We start from the raw sequence: 21562 nt of genomic DNA, 5'->3' as shown, positions 1-21562 counted from the left end.
TTGGACGGTGAGACACCGGAGCTGGCGCTGGTCCGGGCCGATACACCGGCATCGATCGACGACGTCCGCATCGTCTTCCGCGAGTACGCCGACAGCCTCGGCATCGACCTGTGCTTCCAGGGCTTTGAGGATGAGCTGGCCGGGCTCCCGGGCGATTACGCCGAGCCGCGCGGTCTGCTGCTGCTGGCCATGGTCGACGGCGAGGTGGCCGGCTGCGGCGCCTTCCGGCCGCTGCCCGACGCCGATGAGCCCAATGCCTGCGAGATGAAGCGGCTGTTTGTGCGCCGACCCTTCCGCCGTTTCGGCTTCGGTCGCCTGATTGCCGAGCGCCTGCTCGAGCACGCCCGCGAGGCCGGCTACTCGTCGATGTATCTCGACACGCTCGACGACATGGAGGCCGCCCGCGAGCTCTACGCCTCGCTCGGTTTCGTGGAGGTGCCGCCCTACTACTTCAACCCGATCGCGGGCGCCCACTACCTGCGGGCTGACCTGACGGGCGGCGTCACCCGCTACTGACCGGGCCGCAGCGGCATCCGGGGCTACCCGGATCGTGGCGGTTACCGGCGGGTACAGCCTTAGCATCGCGCCGCCCGACCCTTGGGAATCCTGCGCACCCCGGAGCTTCTGTCCATGCATCCCGACCACGACATCCGTCCGATCTCCGAACCGGCCTTGCTGGGCGAATCGCCGTTGTGGCACCCGATTGAGCAGGTCCTCTACTACTGCGACATCCCTGGTCGTCGACTGCACCGGCTCGATCCGGCCACCGGCGCGACCCGGCGCTGGGACTTTCCCGTCGAACCGGCCTGCTGCGCCCCGCTGCTGGGCGGTGGGCTGCTGCTGGGCATGCGCGACGGCATCTGGCGCTTTGACCCCGAGACCTCGGGCCGGGCCCGGCTGGCCGCAGCTCCCTACGATGTCGCCACCGAGCGCTTCAACGACGGCAAGTGCGATCCACAAGGGCGCCTGTGGGTGGGCACCATCCATGAGCCACGCCAGCCGCAGGCGGCGCTGTACCGCTGGCAGCGCGGTGCCCTGGACCGCATGGCCGGCGACATCACCGTCAGCAACGGCCTGGCCTGGAGCCCGGACGGCCGCACGATGTACTGGTCCGACACCAAGGCCCACCGCATCCGCGCCTTCGACTTCGATCCGACGGATGGCAGCCTGAGCCGCGAACGTGTCTTCATGGACTTCCCGGTCAAGCAGGCCGGCCAGGACCTGTCGACCTATGGCGGGCGGCCGGACGGCGCGGTGGTCGACAGCGAGGGCTGTTACTGGGCGGCGATGTTCGAGGGCCAGCGCCTGTTGCGCATCTCGCCAGAAGGGCGTGTGCTTCGCGAGGTCCGACTGCCGGTGCGCTGTCCGACCATGCCCTGCTTCGGCGGTGCCGACCTGCGCACGCTCTACATCACGACCGCGCGCGAGAACCGTCCCGAGGCCGAACTCGCCGAGCAACCCTGGGCCGGCTGCGTGCTGCAGATGCGGGTCGACGTGCCGGGGCTGCCGGCCCATTTCGGCCAAGCCTGAGCGCAGCGAGAAAGGCCTTCTGACGGGTCAGGCAAGCCATGTCCCGGCGCCGTCTGGGGCTATCCCAAGCGCCGTGACGAGTTGTTGTTTTCTGCGCACGCCTCAGGTGCACTCGCCCCGGCTTGGTGTTTTGAGACTCAGGAAGTGGCTGGAAGTGTGGGGGTTTCCACGTACAATTCGCCGGCTTTGCTGGACCCGACCGGAGCAAGGCCCATGTCCACGGTTTCACGAGAACCAGAGCGCGAACCCGACCCGGCGTGGCGCGACAGTCCGGTCGACCCCTCCGATGCTGAAGAGCCCGTCAGGGCGTGGACGCGGGACGAAGTCCTGGCGCTCCGCTCCCGGCACCCGCTGCTGTCTCCCTGGCGGGTGGTTGCGGCTCAGGCGGCGGCTGGTGTTCTGGTGGTCATCCTCGGGTGGTTGCTGGTGAATCGTCAGGAAGTTGTGTGGTCCGCGCTGTATGGTTCGGCCGCCGTGGTTCTGCCCAACGCCTTGATGGCTCGCGGGATGAGCCGGCTTCGGGTCGAGAAGGCGGGTGCTGCGGCACTTGGCTTCATGGTCTGGGAGTTTGCAAAGGTTGCATTGACCGTCGCCTTCCTGGCGGCGGCGGTGAAGGTTGTGCCCGATCTGAGCTGGCCGGCGTTGCTGGTGGCTGTGGTCGTGTGCCTCAAGATGAATTGGCTGGCTCTGCTGTTGCAGGGCTGGAAGATCAAACGGTCTCCGGACCAGCGTTCGAGTACCCACGATGGCTGCTGAAGGACAAGTTGCGGAACACGGCCCCAAGGCGGGCGAGTACATCGTTCATCACCTGCAGCATCTGCAGAAGGACTTTGACTTCCAGAGCGTCAAGCAGACCTCGATCGTCGATTTCAGCGTCTTCAACCTGGATTCGGTGTTCTATTCGGTTCTGCTGGGCGTGATTGGCTGCTTCCTGATGTGGCGTGCCGCACGCGCCGCGACGTCGGGTGTTCCGGGTCGCTTCCAGGCTGCGGTCGAGATCCTGGCCGAGATGGTCGAGAACCAGGCTAAGGGCGTGATACACAACGCCAAGAGCCGCAAGCTCGTCTCGCCGTTGGCGTTGACCGTGTTCGTCTGGATCTTCCTGATGAACTTCATGGACATGCTGCCGGTCGACCTGCTGCCGCAGATCTGGCACTCGGCCGGTCCTGCGCTGGGCTTCAAGGACTACATGCGCGTCGTGCCAACGGCCGACCTGTCCACCACGCTCGGCCTGTCCACCAGCGTGTTGCTGATCTGCGTGTTCTACAACATCAAGATCAAGGGCTTGGGCGGCTGGGCTCACGAGCTGGTGGCTGCACCGTTCGGCGACAAGGTCGTGCTCTATCCGATCAACTTCCTGATGCAGATGATCGAGTTCGTCGCCAAGACCGTCTCTCACGGCATGCGACTGTTCGGCAACATGTTTGCCGGCGAACTCGTGTTCATGCTGATCGCCCTGATGGGCGGTGCCTTCACCCTCAGCGCCACGGGCATCGGCCTGGCGATCGGTCACCTGATTGCAGGTACGGTCTGGACGCTGTTCCACATCCTCGTGATCACGCTTCAGGCCTTCATCTTCATGATGCTGACGCTGATCTACGTGGGTCAGGCGCACGACGCGCACTGAGTCCGAGGCGTCGTCCGGCCCTCACTGCTCTCTCCCTTTTCCTCACCCTTCCTTTCCAATCCAACAGGAGAACTTCATGGAAAACGTCCTCGGCTTCGTCGCTCTGGCTTGCGGTCTGATCGTCGGTCTCGGTGCCATCGGCGCCTCTATCGGCATCGCCCTGATGGGTGGCAAGTTCCTCGAGTCGTCGGCTCGCCAGCCTGAACTGATCAACGAACTGCAGACCAAGATGTTCATCCTGGCCGGCCTGATCGACGCGGCCTTCCTGATCGGCGTCGCCATCGCCCTGCTGTTCGCCTTCGCGAACCCGTTCGTCATCGCGGCCTGATTCCTCACGACCCTTTCACGAGCGAAAGGATCGAGCCGTGAACATCAACGCAACCCTGATCCTGCAGGCGATCGTCTTTGCGATCCTTGTCTGGTTCTCGATGCGCTTCATCTGGCCGCCGCTGACCAAGGCGCTGGACGAACGCGCGCAGAAGATTGCCGACGGCCTCGCCGCCGCCGACAAGGCCAAGTCCGAGCTGGCGACGGCCAACAAGCGCGTCGAAGAGCAGCTGGTCCAGTCGCGCACCGAGACGGCCAAGCTGCTGGCTGACGCCGAGAAGCGTGCCCAGGCCATCGTCGACGAGGCCAAGCGCCGAGCCGAGGAGGAGGGCGCGAAGATCGTCGCCGCCGCCAAGGCTGAAGCCGAGCAACAGTCCATCCAGGCTCGTGAAGCTCTGCGTGAACAGGTCGCCGGCCTGGCCGTCAAGGGCGCCGAGCAGATCCTCAAGCGCGAAGTCAACGCGGGCGTGCATGCAGAACTGCTTGCGCGTCTGAAGACGGAGCTCTGAGCATGGCCGAGCTCGCAACCATCGCGCGTCCCTATGCGGAAGCGCTGTACCAGGTCGCGCGCCAAGGCAACCTCGCAGACTGGGGCCGGCAATTGCAGGTCCTGGCCGAGGTGGCCGCTCATGAAGTCGTGCGCCAACTCGCCGGCAACCCCAAGGTGACCTCCGAACAGGTCTACGAGGTGGTGGCCAGCGCGGCGCAGACCGAGCTGCTTCCTGGCGTGCAGAACTTCCTGCGCACCGTGATCGACAACGGGCGCCTGACTGTCCTGCCGCAAGCGGTTGAACAGTTCCATGCGCTGGTCAACGCGGCCACGGGCGTTTCTGACGCGGTCATTCACAGTGCCTACCCGATCGATGCCCAGCAACTGGCTGAGGTCGTGTCGGCACTCGAGCAGCGTTTTGGACGCAAGCTCTCAGCCACCGTCGTCGAGGCCCCCGAGTTGATCGGTGGTGTCCGCGTGGTGGTTGGCGATGAGGTGCTCGACACCTCTGTGAAGGCCCGTCTCGAACGCATGAAGGTGGCGCTCGGTGCCTGAGGCACCCTGCGCATCCCCACATCCCCGAGTCAAGCGACGCCACTCAGCGATGAGACCGATTGACCAGACTGGGAGCAAGCTATGCAACTGAACCCCGCAGAAATTTCCGAACTGATCAAGAGCCGCATCGAGGGCCTTGGCACGAACGCTGACATCCGCAACCAGGGCACGGTCGTGTCGGTGACGGATGGCATCGTGCGTGTCCACGGTCTGAGCGACGTCATGGCCGGTGAAATGCTCGAGTTCCCGGGCAATGTCTTCGGCCTCGCGCTCAACCTCGAGCGTGACTCCGTCGGCGCCGTGATCCTGGGCGAGTACGAGGGCATCTCCGAGGGCGACACGGTCAAGTGCACCGGCCGCATCCTCGAAGTCCCCGTCGGCCCCGAGCTGATCGGCCGCGTCGTGAACGCGCTGGGTCAGCCCATCGACGGCAAGGGCCCGATCAACGCCAAGATGACCGACGTCATCGAGAAGGTCGCTCCGGGCGTGATCGCCCGGAAGTCGGTCGACCAGCCGGTGCAGACCGGTCTGAAGTCGATCGACGCGATGGTGCCCGTCGGCCGTGGCCAGCGCGAGCTGATCATCGGCGACCGCCAGACCGGCAAGACCGCCGTGGCGATCGACGCGATCATCAACCAGAAGGGTCAGAACATGACCTGCATCTACGTTGCGATCGGCCAGAAGGCTTCGTCGATCAAGAACGTGGTGCGCTCGCTGGAACAGAACGGCGCGATGGACTACACCATCGTTGTCGCTGCGTCGGCCTCCGAATCGGCCGCCATGCAGTACATCTCGGCCTACACCGGCTGCACGATGGGCGAGTTCTTCCGCGACCGTGGTCAAGACGCGCTGATCGTCTATGACGACCTGTCCAAGCAGGCTGTCGCCTACCGTCAGGTCTCGCTGCTGCTGCGCCGCCCACCGGGCCGCGAAGCCTTCCCCGGCGACGTGTTCTATCTCCACAGCCGTCTGCTCGAACGTGCGGCCCGCGTGAACGCCGACTACGTCGAAGCGTTCACCAAGGGCGAGGTCAAGGGCCAGACCGGCTCGCTGACCGCGCTGCCGATCATCGAGACGCAAGCCGGTGACGTGTCCGCCTTCGTTCCGACCAACGTGATCTCGATCACCGACGGTCAGATCTTCCTGGAAACCAGCCTGTTCAACGCCGGTGTCCGCCCCGCCATCAACGCCGGTATCTCGGTGTCGCGCGTCGGTGGTGCCGCCCAGACCAAGCTGATCAAGAGCCTGTCCGGCGGTATCCGTACCGACCTGGCGCAGTACCGTGAACTGGCCGCCTTTGCGCAGTTCGCCTCTGACCTGGACGAAGCGACCCGCAAGCAGCTGGACCGCGGTGCCCGCGTGACCGAACTGCTCAAGCAGGCCCAGTACCTGCCGCTGTCGATCAGCCTGATGGGTGCTTCGCTGTACGCGGCGAACAAGGGTTTCCTGGACAACGTGGACGTCAAGAAGGTTCTGGCCTTCGAGAGCGGTCTGCACCAGTACCTGAAGACCAGCCACGCCCCGCTGCTGAAGAAGCTCGAGGACGCCAAGGCCATGGACAAGGACGCGGAAGCCGAGCTGCAAGGCGCGATCGCTGCGTTCAAGAAGTCCTTCGCCTGATCCCCCCACGGTTGACCCACTAGGAGCACCGTCATGGCGGCAGGAAAGGAAATCCGCGGCAAGATCAAATCGGTGGAGAACACCAAGAAGATCACCAAGGCCATGGAAATGGTCGCCGCGTCCAAGATGCGCAAGGCGCAGGAACGCATGCGGGCTGCCCGCCCGTATGCGGACAAGATCCGCAACATCACGGCCAACCTGTCGCGTGCGACGCCCGAGTACCGTCACCCCTTCGTGGTGAAGAACAGCGGTACCGGGGTGGTGGGCATGATCGTCGTCACGACCGACAAGGGTCTGTGCGGCGGCATGAACACCAACGTGCTGCGAGCGGTCACGACCAAGTTGCGCGAGCTCGACGGCGCGGGCGTGAAGATCCAGGCCGTTGCCATCGGCAACAAGGGCCTGGGCTTCCTCAACCGCATCGGCGCGAAGGTGGTTTCGCAAGCCACTCAACTGGGCGACACGCCTCATCTGGACAAGCTCATCGGGCCTGTCAAGGTGCTGCTGGACCAGTACGCCGAAGGCAAGCTGGACGCGGTCTACTTCTGCTACACGCGTTTCATCAACACGATGAAGCAGGAGCCGCAGGTCGAGCAACTGCTGCCGTTGTCGGACGAGCGCCTGGCGCAGTCCGCTGACGAGCAGAAGTCGCATGGCTGGGACTACATCTATGAGCCGGATGCGCCGTCGGTCATCGACAACCTGATGGTGCGATACGCCGAAGCCCTGGTCTACCAGGGTGTGGCCGAGAACATGGCGTCCGAGCAGTCCGCGCGCATGGTCGCGATGAAGGCGGCGACCGACAACGCCGGCAACCTGATCGCCGAACTCAAGCTGGTCTACAACAAGACCCGCCAGGCCGGCATCACGAAGGAACTGTCGGAAATCGTCGGTGGCGCTGCCGCCGTGGGCTGATCCGCGCCTCAGGCCGGACGACGCAACGAATCAAGATTGAAGGAACGAAAAATGGCAAACACGACTCAGGCGGTCGGCAAGATCGTTCAGTGCATCGGTGCCGTGGTGGACGTGGAGTTCCCGCGCAGCAACATGCCGAAGATCTACGACGCGCTCAAGCTCGAAGGCACGGCGCTGACGCTCGAAGTCCAGCAGCAGCTGGGTGACGGCGTGGTGCGCACCATTGCGCTGGGCTCGTCGGACGGTCTGCGCCGCGGACTCGAGGTGACCAACACGGGCGCCCCGATCACGGTGCCGGTTGGCCCCGCGACGCTGGGCCGCATCATGGACGTGCTGGGCAACCCGATCGACGAGCGCGGTCCGGTCAGCATGGAGCTGTCGGCCTCGATCCACCGCAAGGCCCCGGCCTATGACGAGCTGAGCCCGTCGCAGGAGCTGCTGGAAACCGGCATCAAGGTGATCGACCTGATCTGCCCGTTCGCCAAGGGCGGCAAGGTTGGCCTGTTCGGCGGCGCCGGCGTGGGCAAGACCGTGAACATGATGGAGCTCATCAACAACATCGCCAAGGCGCACTCGGGTCTGTCCGTGTTCGCTGGCGTCGGTGAGCGCACCCGCGAAGGCAACGACTTCTATCACGAGATGGCCGACTCCGGCGTCGTCAACCTCGAGAACCTCGGCGAGTCCAAGGTGTCGATGGTCTACGGCCAGATGAACGAGCCCCCGGGCAACCGTCTGCGCGTCGCGCTGACCGGCCTGACCATCGCCGAGTCGTTCCGCGACGAAGGCCGTGACGTGCTGTTCTTCGTCGACAACATCTACCGCTACACGCTGGCCGGTACCGAAGTGTCGGCACTGCTGGGTCGCATGCCGTCCGCCGTGGGCTACCAGCCGACGCTGGCCGAGGAAATGGGCCGCCTGCAGGAACGCATCACGTCGACCAAGGTGGGCTCGATCACCTCGATCCAGGCCGTGTACGTCCCTGCGGACGACCTGACCGACCCGTCGCCTGCCACGACTTTCGCCCACTTGGACGCCACCGTCGTGCTGTCGCGTGACATCGCCGCGCTGGGCATCTACCCGGCCGTGGACCCGCTGGACTCGACCTCGCGCCAGGTCGACCCGAACGTGGTGGGCGAAGAGCACTACGCCACCACCCGTGCCGTGCAGGCCATCCTGCAGCGTTACAAGGAACTGCGCGACATCATCGCCATCCTGGGCATGGACGAACTGGCACCGGAAGACAAGCTGGCCGTCTCGCGCGCTCGCAAGATCCAGCGCTTCCTGTCGCAGCCCTTCCACGTCGCCGAGGTGTTCACGGGCTCGCCGGGCAAGTACGTCCCGCTGAGCGAGACCATCCGCGGCTTCAAGATGATCGTCGCTGGCGAGTGCGATCACCTGCCGGAGCAGGCCTTTTACATGGTCGGCACCATCGACGAGGCCTTCGAGAAAGCCAAGAAGATCCAGTAAGCGGCACGCGCGGCGTCCATCCCGGGCGCCGTCTGCTGGCTTCCTGAACCTTCTTCCATCGCGAAAGAAAGAGAACCATGGCAACGATTCACGTCGACGTCGTCTCCGCCGAAGCGCAGATCTTCTCGGGCGAGGCGAAGTTTGTCGCGCTGCCGGGCGAGAACGGCGAGCTGGGCATCCTGCCCAAGCACACGCCGCTGATCACGCGGATCAAGCCGGGTGCGGTGCGCATCGAGCGGGCTGACACGGGCGAAGAAGAGTTCGTCTTCGTCGCTGGCGGCATCCTCGAGGTCCAGCCGGACCGTGTCACCGTGCTGGCCGACACCGCCATCCGCGGTCACGACCTGGACGAGGCCAAGGCCGAAGAGGCCAAGCGGGTTGCCGAAGAGGCCATCAAGAACGCCAAGAGCGATCTCGATCTGGCCCGCGCACAGAGCGAGTTCGCGGCCATGGCCGCCCAGATCGCCGCCGTGCGCCGCTTCCGCAAGAAGTGATCGGCACGATGCCGGTCTGACCGCGCGTCAACCCCCTGCAACGCCCGCTGCCCAGCGGGCGTTGTCGTTTCTGCGGCCGCCTCGACAGCGGGACGCTTCCTACAATCGCACGATGAACGCCCCACTGCTCAACGACACCTTCCTGCGCGCCCTGCGTCGCCAGCCGACCGACCACACCCCTGTCTGGCTGATGCGCCAGGCTGGACGCTACCTGCCGGAGTACTGCGCCACACGCGCCAAGGCTGGCAGCTTCATGGGTCTGGCGACGAATGTGGCGTATGCCACCGAGGTCACGCTGCAGCCGCTGGACCGCTATGCGCTGGACGCGGCGATCCTGTTCTCGGACATCCTGACCGTGCCCGACGCGATGGGCCTGGGCCTGAGCTTCGCCCAGGGTGAGGGCCCGAAGTTCGCCAAGGTCGTGCGCGACGAGGCTGCCGTGGCCGAACTGGCCGTGCCCGACATGGACAAGCTGCGCTACGTCTTCGATGCGGTGACGTCGATCCGCAAGGCCTTGAATGGCCGTGTCCCGCTGATCGGCTTCTCGGGCAGCCCGTGGACGCTGGCCTGCTACATGGTCGAAGGCGGCGGCAGCGACGACTACCGCCTGGTCAAGTCCCTGATGTACCGCCGACCGGACCTGATGCACCGCATCCTGGCGGTCAATGCCGATGCGGTCGCGGCCTACCTAAACGCCCAGATCGAGGCCGGCGCCCAGGCCGTGATGGTGTTTGACAGCTGGGGCGGCGTGCTCGCCGACGGTGCCTTCCAAGCCTTCAGTCTGGCCTACACCCGCCGGGTGCTGGACCAGCTCAAGCGCGAGCACGACGGCCAGCAGATCCCGCGCATCGTCTTCACCAAGGGCGGCGGCTTGTGGATCGACGAGATTGCCGATCTCGACACCGATGCCATCGGCCTGGACTGGACGGTCAACCTTGGGCGTGCCCGTGAACGGGTCGGGCACAAGGTCGCGCTGCAAGGCAACCTGGATCCGAACGTGCTGTTTGCCGGCCCGGAACAGATCGCCGAGGAAGCCTGCAAGGTGCTGGACAGCTACGGCAACCACCCCGGCCATGTCTTCAATCTCGGCCACGGCATCAGCCAGTTCACCCCGCCCGAGGCGGTCAGCGCCCTGGTCGACGCGGTGCACAGCCACTCCCGCCGCATGCGCCAGTCACCGGCGGCGTGACATCGGTCACAGCGCAGCGAAATCCCCTTTTTATGGGGTTTCGCTTCATGAATCTGTGGCGCTTCCACCCCACTTGTCCCCAGGTCGGATGAGGAACCGGGGAGATGTCAAGCTTGTTGCAATGGCACATGCCAACGCACAAGGCCGGTGCTAAGTCCTTGATCTGGAAAAGCTTTGAGCCTGCCTCCAAATGCCGCAAACCAAGGACAAGGCTTGATCTGCAAGGGCTTGCGGGGCGTTTTCGCAGCTTACCCACAAAGTTATCCACAGGACCCGTGGACAGATAGGGAAAAGCCTTTTTGATCAGGCACTTGCGTCTTCCATCTCGAAGCCGCACGAACTCCTCCGGCTAACTGAATGGCTTTTGACGATCCAACACCCCCCCAAATCGGGCATGGCGTGGCGGTGCTGGTGGAGCTACCCAAACATGCGGGTCTGAACGGCGTGCTGAGCTACCGCACGACCCAGCCCCTGGCGGCCGGACAGCTTCTGCGTGTGCCGCTGGGTCGTCGGGTGGTTTGTGGCATCGCCTGGGGTGACGACGCCAGCGGCGGCGCGCCGCAGCAAGGTCTGGGCGCAGCGCCCACGGCCAGCGACATGGCCGCGCCGGTGCTGCGCGACGTCGCCGAGGCGCTCGACGCGCTCCCGCCGCTGGATGCGGCCTGGCGCGACCTGGTCACCTTCGCAGCGGCCTATTACCAGCGGTCAACGGGCGAACTGGCCCTGTCGGTGTTGCCGGCCGACCTGCGTGAGCTGGACGGCCCGGCCCTGCAGCGCCGCCTGCGCCGCCTCGACAAGCGGCTGGGGCGCACACCGCCGTCCGCACCGAAGAAGCGCCGGGGCAAGGCCGTGCCCGAGGACGAGGTGACGCCTGATCCAGTGCCGCCACCGGACATCGAGCCACCCGCCTTGCCCGACCTGAGCGACGAGCAGCAGGCCGTGCTGGACGCCCTCGCGGCCTGTGGTGCCGAGCCGGTGCTGCTGCACGGCGTGACCGGCAGCGGCAAGACCGAGGTCTACCTGCGCCGCGTCGCCGCCGCGCTGGAGGCCGGCCGCCAGGCGCTGCTGCTGGTGCCCGAAATCAACCTGACGCCGCAGCTCGAAGCCCGCATCCGCGCCCGCTTCCCCGGCCGGGTGACGGTGGCCATGCACAGTGGCCTGGGGCCGGCCGAGCGTCTGCAGAACTGGCTGGCCGCGCACCTGGGCTGGGCCGACATCGTGCTGGGCACGCGCATGGCGGTGTTCGCCTCGATGCCCCGGCTGGGGCTGATCGTGGTCGACGAGGAACACGACCCGTCCTACAAGCAGCAGGAAGGCGCGCGCTACTCGGCCCGCGACCTGGCCGTCTGGCGGGCCCGCCACCAGGGCGTCGCGGTGATCCTGGGCTCGGCCACGCCGTCGCTGGAGACCTGGCACAACGCCTTGCCCGTGCCCGAAGGCAATGGCCGCTACCGCCGTCTGGCCATGCCCACGCGGATCGGCGCGGGTGTCTTGCCACAGGTTCGCCTGATCGACCTGACGCGGCTGAAGGAGCAGTTCGGCGCCAAACAGCTGCGTGACCAGCCCTTCGCGCCGCCGCTGCTGGCCGCCTTGCGCGAACGCCTCGACCGCGGCGAGCAGAGCCTCGTGCTGCTGAACCGGCGCGGCTATGCGCCGGTGTTGCATTGCACCGCCTGCGGCTGGAAGAGCGACTGCCCGCATTGCAGCGCCTGGCGGGTCTTCCACAAGCTCGACCGCACGCTGCGATGCCACCACTGCGGCCATGCCGAGCGGGTGCCGCGGGCCTGTCCGAGCTGCGGCGACCCGGACATCCAGCCGGTCGGACGCGGCACCGAACGCCTCGAAGAACAGCTCGCCGCCGCCTTGCCCGGCGCCCGCATCGGCCGCATCGACGCCGACACCACCAGAGCCAAGGGCAGCCTGGAAGCGCAGCTGGCGCAGGTCCACGACGGCGACATCGATGTGCTGGTCGGCACGCAGATGGTGGCCAAGGGGCACGACTTCCGCCGCATCACGCTGGTGGCCTCGCTGCAGGCCGATGCCGCCCTGTTCAGCAGCGACTTCCGTGCGCCGGAACGCCTGTTCGCGCTGCTGATGCAGGCCGGCGGGCGGGCTGGGCGCGACGCCGCCCAGGCCGCGCGCAGCGAGCTGTGGATCCAGACCTGGCACCCGCAGCACCCGCTCTACGCGGCCTTGACGGCGCACGACTACCCGACGTTCGCGGCCGGCCAGCTGCTTGAACGCCAGCAGGCGGGACTGCCCCCCTTTGCCCACCTGGCCTTGCTGCGCTGCGAAGCCCGCACGCAGGAGGCCGCCGTGGCCTTCCTCGCCGAGCTGGCCCGGCGCGCCGCCGAGTTGCAGACGCAGCAGCCCGCATGGGCCGCAATCCTGGTCTACCCGCCGGTGCCGCCATCGGTCCAGCGCGTGGCCAATGTGGAGCGGGCCCAGATGCTGGTCGAGTCGCCGTCGCGGCCGGCGCTGCAACGCTTCCTGGCGGCCTGGCTCCCGTCCTTTCAGGACGAGGCCAGGCAGCCCGGCACGCGCGTGTTGCGCTGGGCCGTCGATGTCGATCCTTTGGCGATCTGAACGTGTGCCGCGGCGACCGGCCTTGACCGCAACGACGTGGTTGCCACCGGGCTGACCGCAGAATCGCCCGATCCGATCGGACCCAATGCCTGGTGAACGCCATGAACCCTGACGTCTCGTCGACCGCATCCCCCGAGAGCCCTGCCGCCCCTCCTGCCGCGCCCTTGCGGCTGGCCGTCATCGGCGCCGGACCGGTCGGCCTGGCGCTGGCGCTGCAGGCCCGGCGCGCACTGCCACAGGCGCGCATCACGGTGCACGACGCGCTGCCGCCCGAACACGACGTCTCGCGCGATGCCCGCACGCTGGCGCTGGCACAGGGCTCCGTGCTGGACCTGCGTCGGCTGGGCCTGTGGGACGGCGTGATCGCTGCCCAGGCCGAGCCCATCCGCGCAGTGCATGTGTCGCAGCAGCAGCCGGCCTTGCTGGACCTGCTGCCGCTGCCCGGACGCGGCCGTTTCGGGGAGCCCGAGGTCCTGATCCGGGCCGAGCATGAAGGCCTGTCGCAGCTCGGCGCGGTGATCGCCTACGGGCACCTGGTCGCGCCGATGCGAGCTGCCTGGCTGGCCGCCTGTGCCGAGGAGCCGCAGCGCCTGTCGGCCCGCTGGGGCACCAAGGTTGCCGGCGTGGTGACGCGGGGCCATGAGGTCGAGATCGACGCGGGCGTGACCGAGGCCCATGACGTCGCGGTCATCGCCGAAGGTGGCGTGTTCGCCGACCAGGCCCGCAAGGGCGTGCACCACGACTACCGCCAGTCGGCCTGGGTCGGCACGGTCGACCTTGAAGGCGCCGAGGCCGGCACCGCCTATGAACGCTTCACCCCGCAGGGCCCGCTGGCCCTGTTGCCCCTGCCGCCGCGTGACGGCCGCCAGCGCGCCGCGCTGGTCTGGTGCGTGCCGACCGATGACGATCCGGTCAAGGACCTCGACGATCGCCAGCGCCTGCTGGTGCTGGCCGACCAGTTGCCGCGCCGGGTCGGGCGGCTCACCGGCATCGGCCCGCTGAAGTGTTTCCCGCTCGGCCTGAACGCCGAACGCAGCCTCGTGCAGGGCCGCACCGTGCGCATCGGCAATGCGGCGCAGACCTTGCACCCGGTGGCCGGCCAAGGCCTCAACCTCGGGCTGCGTGACGCCCATGAGCTGCTCGGTGCCTTGGCGGGTGTGACCGATCCGGCGGCAGACATGGACCGTGCGCTGGCCCGTGCCGCGTGGCGCCGCGCGCCGGACCGCTGGACGCTGATCGCGACGACCGATTTCCTCGCCCGCAGCTTCACCTGGAACGCCCCCGGCCTGAGCACCGTGCGGGGCGTCGGGCTGGCGCTGCTGGATCGGCTGGGGCCGCTGAAGTCGCAGGTCGCGCGGCGGATGATGTTCGGCTCGCGCTGAGCGGCCACCGGCCTACATCACCCGATGCGTCAGCGCCGGCAACTGCCGGCGCACGTCGCCTTGGCGGGCGAGGTCCACCCGCCCCATCACCACGCCTTCGCCTTCGGGCCGGACCGCCTGCACGACGCCCCACGGGTCAATCGCCAGGCTGTGTCCCCACGTGCGCCGGCCGTTGGCGTGGCGGCCGCCTTGCGCGCTGGCCAGCACATGGCACTGGTTCTCGATCGCGCGGGCGCGCAGCAGCACCTCCCAGTGGGCCTGCCCCGTCGGGTAGGTGAAGGCCGCGCCCACCACGAACAGGTCGCAGGGCAGCGGCGACATCAGCGCGCGGTAGAGCTCCGGAAAGCGCAGGTCATAGCAGGTCGACAGACCGACGCGGAAGGTGTCGCCGGCCCGTGAGCGAAGCTCGAAGGCCACCGGCTGCGTGCCGGCGCAGAGCGTCGCGGCCTCGTCGTAGCGGCGCTCGCCGTCGTCGTAGCGGAACAGGTGGATCTTGTCGTAACGCGCGGCCAGCGAGCCGTCAGGCGCATAGGTCAGGCAGGTGTTGCTGACGTGGTCTGGGTCACCCGCGATGCGCAGCGGCAAGGTGCCGCCGACCAGCCAGATGCCGTGCTGCACAGCCCAAGCGGCCAGCGCGGCCTGGATCGGGCCATCGCCGGCTTGCTCGGCCAGCACGAGCTTGTCGCGGTCCTTGTGGCCCATCAGGCAGAAGTACTCGGGCAGCACGACCAACTCGGCGCCGGCCGCTGCGGCCAGGGCGATCTGCTGTCCGGCGCGCGCGAGGTTGTCGGCCACGTCGGGGCTGGAGACCATCTGGATGGCGGCGCAGTCGACGCTCGCCGTCCTGTCGCTGTTCATGGGAGATGTCATGGCGGGTGTCATGGCGGATGTCCTGCTCGAAAGTCACACGGCGGCCCGGCTGTCCGGACCTGCGTCAGGCGGTGCCGGGGTGGCGGGGGAGAATCCCCATTGCCCCGTCAGCCACGAGGCGACGACGATACTCGCGCCGTTTCTGCTGCGGTGCCCCGAGGGGACACCACCCCGACAGAGCCGGGCCGAGTCGATCGGTGCGGGCATGCGAGGGCGAGGACTTGACCGAACACGAGATGACCGAAACGGGCGCCGAGGCGCCGCCCCAGGCCGATGCGGCCCACAGCCGCTATGTGCAGCGGGTGCGCCGCGTGCTGGGTGCGCAACTGGAGCGTCTGCCCTCGGGCCCGCCCTGCCGCGCCAGCATCGAGGCCGCGCTGGCCAGCCTGAACCATCGGCCGCTGCCTTCGGCGCTGCGCTTGGTCCGCCAGATGGTGATGGAGCGCCTGGTCGTGCTCGACATCGAGCAGCAAGCGCCGATGCCGGTGGTGACGCTGGCGATGACCGAGCTGGCCGAGGTCACGCTGGATGCCGCGCTGACCCATGCGCGGGCCGAGCTGGACGCGCTGCATGGCGCGCCGCGCAATGAGGCCGGTGACGACATCGACTTCTGGATCATCGGCATGGGCAAGCTCGGCGCACGCGAGCTCAACGTGTCCTCCGACATCGACCTGGTCTACGTCTACGAGGAAGAAGGCCAGACCACCGGCCGCCCCGACGGCCGTGGCGTGATCACCGCGCATGAGTACTTCGCGCGGCTGGCGCGCTCGCTGCAGAGCCTGATCGGCGAGGCGACCGAGGACGGCTTTGTCTTCCGCATGGACCTGGCGCTGCGCCCGAACGGCAACGCCGGCCCGCCGGTCGTCAGTCTGGCGATGCTGGAGGAGTACTTCCTCGTGCAAGGCCGCGAGTGGGAACGCTTCGCCTGGCTCAAGAGCCGCGTCGTCGCGCCGCGTTCGGCCGTCGACACCGGCCGCGCCAAGCCGCTGGGCGAGGTCGTCGCGCCCTTCGTCTACCGCCGCTACCTCGATTACGGCGTGTTCGAGGGCCTGCGCCAGCTGCACCGCAAGATCCGCGACGAGGCCAACCGCCGCGCCGCCGGCCGGCCCGAACGCGCCAACGACGTCAAGCTCTCGCGCGGGGGCATCCGCGAGATTGAGTTCATCGTCCAGCTGCTGCAGGTCGTGCGTGGCGGGCAGTTCCCCGAGATCCGCACCCGCCAGACGCTCAAGGCCTTGCCGAGGCTGGCGGCGGTCGGCCTGATCAAGCCGGAGATCGCCGACAAGCTGGCCCAGGCCTACACCTTCCTGCGCCGGGTCGAACACCGCATCCAGTACCTCGATGACCAGCAGACCCACCAGCTGCCGACGGCCGATGCCGACCTGGCCTGGATCGCGCGCTCGCTGGGCCTGGTCTGCAAGGCCGAGACCTGCGAGCTGATCGAGCAGCTGTGCAGCCACCGCGAGACCGTGGCCACCGAGTTCGACGCGCTCTTGCATGACGGTCGCCCGCCGGTGCGCCACAACGGCGGCTGCAAGGGCTGCGGCGGCGAACCGGTGCAGCTCGACAGCCCGGCGCTGCTGGTCGGACTGAGTGCCGACGTGGCCGAGCGCCTGCAGCGCTTCATCGAGCATCCGCGCGTGGTCATGCTGCGCGACGAGGCCCGCCAGCGCCTGACCCATCTGTTCGTGCGATCGCGCAAGATCATCGATGAACACGAGGCCCTGACGCCGAGACAGCGTGACGAGGCCCTGTTGCGCTTCATCGATTGGGTCGAACCCCTGCTGCGCCGCGACAGCTACCTGGCGCTGCTGGCCGAACGCCCGCAGGTGCTCGGCCGCCTGCTGCGTCTGCTGGCGCTGGCGCGCTGGCCGATGCGCTACCTGATGCAGCACCCGGGCGTGATCGACGAGCTGGCCGATACCCGGCTGGCCCATGAACGCTTCGACGCCGCCGGCTTCCAGCAGGACCTGGAGGATCGCCACTCGGCCTGGGTGCGCTCCGGTCAGGCCGACGAGGAGTCGCTGCTGGACACCTTGCGGCGCGCCCACCATGCCGAGACCTTCCGCACGCTGGTGCGCGACGTCGAGGGCGAGATCAGCGTCGAGCAGGTCGCCGACGACCTGTCGCTGCTGGCCGACGCGACGCTGGACTGCACGCTGCGCTGGGCCTGGCAGCACCTGCGCCAGCGGCACCGCGAGACCCCGCGCTTTGCCGTCATCGCCTACGGCAAGCTCGGCGGCAAGGAACTGGGCTACGGCAGCGACCTCGACATCGTGTTCCTGTTCGACGACGAGGACGAGCGCGCCAGCGAGGTCTACGCCGCCTTCGCCCGCAAGCTGATCCCGTGGCTGTCGCTGCGGACCTCGGCCGGCGCGCTGTTCGACATCGACACCGCCCTGCGGCCCAACGGCAACTCGGGCCTGCTGGTGACCTCGCTGGCCTCCTTCGAGCGTTATCAGCAAGGTCGCGGCAGCAACACCGCCTGGACCTGGGAACACCAGGCCATCACGCGGGCCCGCTTCTGCGCCGGTGCGCGCGAGCTGGCCGAGCCCTTCGAGGCGACCCGACGCGCCGTGCTGTGTGCGCCGCGTGACGAGGCAGCGCTGCGCGAGGAGATCCGCTCGATGCGCGAGAAAGTCCGCGCGGCCCAGTCCGTGCCTGCGGGGCAGTTCGACCTCAAGCACAGCCCGGGCGGCATGATGGACGTGGAGTTCGCCGTGCAGCACCTCGTGCTCAGCCACAGCGCGGCCGTGCCGCCGCTGCAGGACAACGCCGGCAACATCGCGCTGCTGCAGCGCGCCGAGGCCGCCGGCCTGCTCGCACCGGGCATGGGCCAGGCAGCGGCCGACGCCTACCGCGAGATGCGCCGCGCCCAGCACCGGGCCCGTCTGGACGAGGACAACGCCCGGCCGTCGCTGGACGAACTGGGCCCGCTGGCGCCGCACCGCGAGGCCGTGCTGGCGCTGTGGGCTCACGTCTTCAACGGCTGACGCCCTCAGGGCGTCCGCCCACGCCGCCCTGAACGATGAGCTGGAAGTTGCTGCTGCGCCCGCGCCGCTGGAGCGCCGGTCAGGTCGCCTGGCTGGTCATGCTCAGCGTGCTGGTGGTGCCGGCCGTGTTGTCCGGACCAGGTGACGCACTGGCCCGCGAGGTGCTGGCCTGGCGACCCGACCGGGCCTGGGACGAACCGTGGCGCTGGTGGAGCGCCGCCTGGATGCACCTCAACACGGCCCACCTGCTGGCCAATCTGTCGGGCGCCGTGCTGGTCGCTGCGCTGGGCTGGTTGCTGCAGCCGGACCGGCGCATGGCCTGGGCCTGGGCGCTGGCCTGGCCGCTGACCCACCTGAGCCTGTTGCTGCAACCCGGCCTGACGCGCTACGGCGGCCTGTCGGGCGTGCTGCATGCCGGGGTGGCCGTCTGCGCCGTCTGGCTCTGGTCACGCGGCGAGCGGCGTGGCGAGCGCCACCTCGGTCAGGCGCTGGCCGCTGGGCTGCTGCTCAAGCTGCTGCTGGAGCGGGCCTGGGAAGCGCCGCTGAACCGCGTCGCTGGGCTGGACATCGTCGTGGCCCCGCTGGCCCATGCGGCCGGTGCCTTCTGGGGCGCGCTGTTGGCGCTGCTGGTCATCCGGCTGACGCAAGCGGCGCGACCGTGAGGGCCGCGCTCAGATCTCGACCTTGGCGCCGAGTTCGACGATCCGGTTCGACGGCAGGTTGAGGAAGTCCGCCGCAGCCGCCGAGTTGCGGTGCATGTTGGCAAACAGCTTCTCGCGCCACATCGCCATGCCGTCGCCGAAGGTCGGGATGACGATGTCGCGCGACAGGAAGTAGCTGGTGTCCATCTCATCGAGCGGCACGCCACGGCCTTCGAGCAGCTTGAGCGCCTCGGGCACGTCCGGGTCGTTCTTGAAGCCGAAGTTCAGCATCACCTGCCAGCAGTCGTGACCCAGCGGCTCCATCTGGATGCGCTGCTCGAAGCCGATCCACGGGATGTCGTGGTGGCGCACCGTCACGAACAGGTTGTGCTCATGCAGCACCTTGTTGTGCTTGAGGTTGTGCAGCAGCGCGTTCGGCGTGATGCCGGCCTCTGCGGCCAGGAAGACGGCCGTGCCTTCGACCCGGGTCGGCGGGCTGATGAAGACCGCTTCAAGGAAGCTCTTCAGGTCGATGGCGTCATGCCGGAGCCGCTCGCTCATCAGCGCGCGGCCCTGCTTCCAGGTCAGCATCAGCGTGAACATGCCCATGCCGATGACCAGCGGGAACCAGCCGCCACCGAACAGCTTGAGCATGTTGGAGGCGAAGAAGGTGATGTCGATGACGAAGAAGAAACCGGTCGCCGCCAGGCACAGCCACAGCGGGTAGCGCCAGCCGTAGCGGATCACGTAGAAGGTCATCACGGTGGTGATGGTCATGTCCAGCGTGACCGCGATGCCGTAGGCCGAGGCCAGGTTCGACGAGCTCTTGAACAGCGCCACCGCCAGCACGATGAAGACGTAGAGGCCCCAGTTGATGAAGGGCACGTAGATCTGGCCGGTGTCGCGCACAGAGGTGTGCTTGATCGCCATGCGCGGCAGGATGCCCAGCTGGATCGCCTGCTTGGTGACCGAGAAGGCGGCGGAGATGAGTGCCTGCGAGGCGATCACCGTCGCTGCCGTCGACAGGAAGACCAGCGGCAGGCGGGCCCACTGCGGTGCCATCAGGTAGAAGGGGTTCTCGACGTGGGCCGGTTCGGCCAGCAGCATCGCGCCTTGGCCGAAGTAGTTCACCACCAGCGCGGGCATCACCAGGCCGTACCAGGCCAGCCGGATCGGCAGCTTGCCGAAGTGGCCCATGTCGGCATAGAGCGCCTCGCCGCCGGTCACGCACAGCACCACCGCGCCCAGCGCGATGAAGGCCACCAGCGGGTTGTCGACGAAGAAGCCGACGGCGTAGGTCGGGCTCAAGGCCACGAGCACCGCCGGGTTGGACAGCACATGCGGCAGACCCAGGGCGATCAGCACGATGAACCAGACCAGCGTGATCGGGCCGAAGAACTTGCCGATGCCGCCGGTGCCGAAGCGCTGCACCGCGAACAGGCCGGTCAGCACCACGAGGGTGATCGGCAGCACCACGTTGTGCAGCTGCGGTGCGGCGACCTCCAGGCCCTCGACGGCCGACAGCACCGAGATGGCCGGCGTGATCACGCCGTCGCCATAGAACACCGCCGTGCCGAACAGGCCCACCACCATCAGGGTGTCGCGCAGCTGGGGCCGTTCGCGCACGGCATGCGTGGCCAGCGCCAGCATCGCGATCAGGCCGCCTTCGCCGTTGTTGTCCGCCCGCAGGATCAGCAGCACGTACTTCAACGAGACCACGATCGTCATGGTCCAGAAGATCAGGGAGAGCACGCCGAGGATGTTGTCGGGCGTGGCCGGCACGTGACCGGCGTGGAAGACTTCCTTGAGGGCGTACAGCGGGCTGGTGCCGATGTCGCCGTAGACCACGCCCAGGGCGCCGAGGGTCAGGCCGGCGAGTGCGCGCGGACTGGCTTGGGAGGAGGAGGCAGTGCTCACGAAGCAGGGGCGATCCAGGATCGACCGGTGTGGCAGGGAGCGCGATTGTGCGCGTCGGCCTTGCCGATGCAAGCGCCCCTGCGTGCCGTCCGCGCCACGAACGGACGCTGCGGCAGGGCCATCAGGCCGCTTGGAGCAAGGGCTGCAGCCCGCCGCGCTGATCCAGGGCGATCAGGTCATCGCAGCCGCCGACGTGGGTCTCGCCGATGAAGATCTGCGGCACGGTGCGGCGACCGGTCAGCGACATCATGGCGTCGCGCTGCTGCGGGTCGAGGTCGATGCGGATCTCCTCGATCTGCTCGACCCCGCGCTGCTTGAGCAGGGCCTTGGCACGCAGGCAGTACGGGCAGACCTGCGTGGTGTACATCTTGACGTGGTTCATGGCGGGCGGCTTCGCAAGCATCGGGCCAGGGGAAGGTTGCGCGGCGGATGCCGTCGCCGCGCGTCAGGCCGTGATTGTCATCGGCCCGTCACGCACGTGCAGCCCCGCGTTGGCGCGGCCCCGTTGGCGACAGGCGCAATCGTGCGGCCCGAGCGGTCCGCTCAGGCGGTCTTCTCGACCGGCAGGTTGGCCTCGCGCCAGGCGCCCATGCCGCCGCTGAGCACGTGCACATTCTGGTGGCCCAGCTTGGTGAGCTGGGCGGCTGCCCGGCCGGCACGGGTGCCGGTGGCGCAGACCACGACCAGGGGCTGGTCCTTGTTGGTCGGCAGGTTCTTGGCCGTATCCAGCTGGTCCAGCGGGATGTTGCGTGAGCCGGCGACGTGGCCGGTGGCGTATTCGTCCTTCGAGCAGACGTCGATCACGACGGCCTTCTCGCGGTTGATCAGCCGCACCGCGTCCTGCACGGCGATGCCGGCGCGGCTTCCGCCGAGGCCGGGCACGAACAGCGCGAGGCCGGAGATCGCGGCTGCAGCGAGCCAATACCAGTTGTCGATGAGGAAGCTCACGGGGCGGCGGC

At 67.9% G+C, this 21562-nt stretch carries 20 protein-coding genes; 16 read left to right on the top strand and 4 right to left on the bottom strand.

The features are described from left to right. Nucleotides 1–21: 21 nt before the first annotated feature. The 14 genes from EV685_RS14055 to EV685_RS13990 all read left to right on the top strand — a co-directional run bounded on the left by EV685_RS14055 (nt 22) and on the right by EV685_RS13990 (nt 14182). Entirely contained in the window at nt 22–516 is a 495-nt protein-coding gene (locus tag EV685_RS14055) for a GNAT family N-acetyltransferase (protein WP_130482894.1), read from the top strand. A gap of 114 nt (nt 517–630) precedes the next feature. Continuing rightward, the gene (locus tag EV685_RS14050; RefSeq protein WP_130482661.1) at nt 631–1530 is read left to right on the top strand and encodes an SMP-30/gluconolactonase/LRE family protein; all 900 of its coding nucleotides are present in this window, start codon (nt 631–633) and stop codon (nt 1528–1530) included. Nucleotides 1531–1743: 213 nt separating this feature from the next. Further along, entirely contained in the window at nt 1744–2286 is a 543-nt protein-coding gene (locus EV685_RS14045; RefSeq protein ID WP_130482660.1) for an ATP synthase subunit I, read from the top strand. Further along, nucleotides 2276–3157, top strand: coding sequence for a F0F1 ATP synthase subunit A (atpB, locus tag EV685_RS14040; protein ID WP_130482659.1), 882 nt, complete (start codon nt 2276–2278; stop codon nt 3155–3157). Before EV685_RS14045 ends, atpB begins: the two co-directional genes overlap by 11 nt. Nucleotides 3158–3233: 76 nt before the next feature. Beyond that, nucleotides 3234–3485, top strand: a complete 252-nt coding sequence (gene atpE, locus EV685_RS14035; RefSeq protein ID WP_130482658.1) for a F0F1 ATP synthase subunit C — start codon at nt 3234–3236, stop codon at nt 3483–3485. 37 nt (nt 3486–3522) lie between these two features. Next, nucleotides 3523–3993: a F0F1 ATP synthase subunit B gene (locus EV685_RS14030; protein WP_130482657.1), complete on the top strand. Its 471-nt coding sequence runs from the start codon at nt 3523–3525 to the stop codon at nt 3991–3993. Nucleotides 3994–3995: 2 nt separating this feature from the next. Then, complete coding sequence (locus tag EV685_RS14025; RefSeq protein ID WP_130482656.1) at nt 3996–4529, top strand: F0F1 ATP synthase subunit delta; 534 nt, start codon at nt 3996–3998, stop codon at nt 4527–4529. An 81-nt stretch (nt 4530–4610) separates the two neighbouring features. Continuing rightward, the gene (gene atpA, locus EV685_RS14020) at nt 4611–6149 is read left to right on the top strand and encodes a F0F1 ATP synthase subunit alpha (protein ID WP_130482655.1); all 1539 of its coding nucleotides are present in this window, start codon (nt 4611–4613) and stop codon (nt 6147–6149) included. A gap of 33 nt (nt 6150–6182) precedes the next feature. After that, nucleotides 6183–7064 carry a F0F1 ATP synthase subunit gamma gene (atpG, locus tag EV685_RS14015; protein ID WP_130482654.1) on the top strand — a complete coding sequence of 294 codons (882 nt, stop codon included), beginning with the start codon at nt 6183–6185 and terminating at the stop codon, nt 7062–7064. 51 nt (nt 7065–7115) lie between these two features. Continuing rightward, nucleotides 7116–8531: a F0F1 ATP synthase subunit beta gene (gene atpD / locus EV685_RS14010; RefSeq protein WP_130482653.1), complete on the top strand. Its 1416-nt coding sequence runs from the start codon at nt 7116–7118 to the stop codon at nt 8529–8531. Nucleotides 8532–8608: 77 nt separating this feature from the next. Then, nucleotides 8609–9025: a F0F1 ATP synthase subunit epsilon gene (locus EV685_RS14005; RefSeq protein WP_130482652.1), complete on the top strand. Its 417-nt coding sequence runs from the start codon at nt 8609–8611 to the stop codon at nt 9023–9025. Nucleotides 9026–9137: 112 nt separating this feature from the next. Next, nucleotides 9138–10214, top strand: a complete 1077-nt coding sequence (gene hemE / locus EV685_RS14000; RefSeq protein ID WP_130482651.1) for a uroporphyrinogen decarboxylase — start codon at nt 9138–9140, stop codon at nt 10212–10214. 357 nt (nt 10215–10571) lie between these two features. Continuing rightward, a complete protein-coding gene (locus tag EV685_RS13995) occupies nt 10572–12800 on the top strand; it encodes a primosomal protein N' (protein ID WP_130482650.1) in 2229 nt (742 codons plus the stop codon). Between the two features lie 101 nt (nt 12801–12901). Further along, nucleotides 12902–14182: an FAD-dependent monooxygenase gene (locus EV685_RS13990; protein WP_130482649.1), complete on the top strand. Its 1281-nt coding sequence runs from the start codon at nt 12902–12904 to the stop codon at nt 14180–14182. 12 nt (nt 14183–14194) lie between these two features. Here the strand turns inward: EV685_RS13990 and EV685_RS13985 are convergent, their stop codons facing one another. After that, entirely contained in the window at nt 14195–15052 is an 858-nt protein-coding gene (locus EV685_RS13985) for a carbon-nitrogen hydrolase family protein (protein ID WP_130482648.1), read from the bottom strand. A gap of 236 nt (nt 15053–15288) precedes the next feature. Here EV685_RS13985 and glnE point away from each other — a divergent pair, with 236 nt between their 5' ends. Beyond that, nucleotides 15289–18045: a bifunctional [glutamate--ammonia ligase]-adenylyl-L-tyrosine phosphorylase/[glutamate--ammonia-ligase] adenylyltransferase gene (glnE, locus tag EV685_RS13980; protein WP_130482647.1), complete on the top strand. Its 2757-nt coding sequence runs from the start codon at nt 15289–15291 to the stop codon at nt 18043–18045. 35 nt (nt 18046–18080) lie between these two features. Further along, the gene (gene rrtA / locus EV685_RS13975; protein WP_130482646.1) at nt 18081–18707 is read left to right on the top strand and encodes a rhombosortase; all 627 of its coding nucleotides are present in this window, start codon (nt 18081–18083) and stop codon (nt 18705–18707) included. A gap of 9 nt (nt 18708–18716) precedes the next feature. Here rrtA and EV685_RS13970 read toward each other — a convergent pair whose 3' ends face one another. The 3 genes from EV685_RS13970 to EV685_RS13960 form a co-directional block, all read right to left on the bottom strand. Beyond that, the gene (locus tag EV685_RS13970; protein ID WP_130482645.1) at nt 18717–20603 is read right to left on the bottom strand and encodes a potassium transporter Kup; all 1887 of its coding nucleotides are present in this window, start codon (nt 20601–20603) and stop codon (nt 18717–18719) included. Nucleotides 20604–20724: 121 nt separating this feature from the next. Next, nucleotides 20725–20985 (bottom strand): glutaredoxin 3, encoded by a 261-nt coding sequence (gene grxC, locus EV685_RS13965; protein WP_130482644.1) that lies wholly within the window; start codon nt 20983–20985, stop codon nt 20725–20727. Between the two features lie 161 nt (nt 20986–21146). After that, entirely contained in the window at nt 21147–21551 is a 405-nt protein-coding gene (locus EV685_RS13960) for a rhodanese-like domain-containing protein (protein ID WP_242615589.1), read from the bottom strand. Between the last annotated feature and the right edge of the window lie 11 nt (nt 21552–21562).

It is taken from the genome of Sphaerotilus mobilis (assembly GCF_004216565.1).
GTDB lineage: Bacteria > Pseudomonadota > Gammaproteobacteria > Burkholderiales > Burkholderiaceae_C > Sphaerotilus > Sphaerotilus mobilis.
The sequence above is the reverse complement of the archived record's forward strand: the minus strand, read 5'-3'. Positions and strand labels throughout refer to the sequence as shown.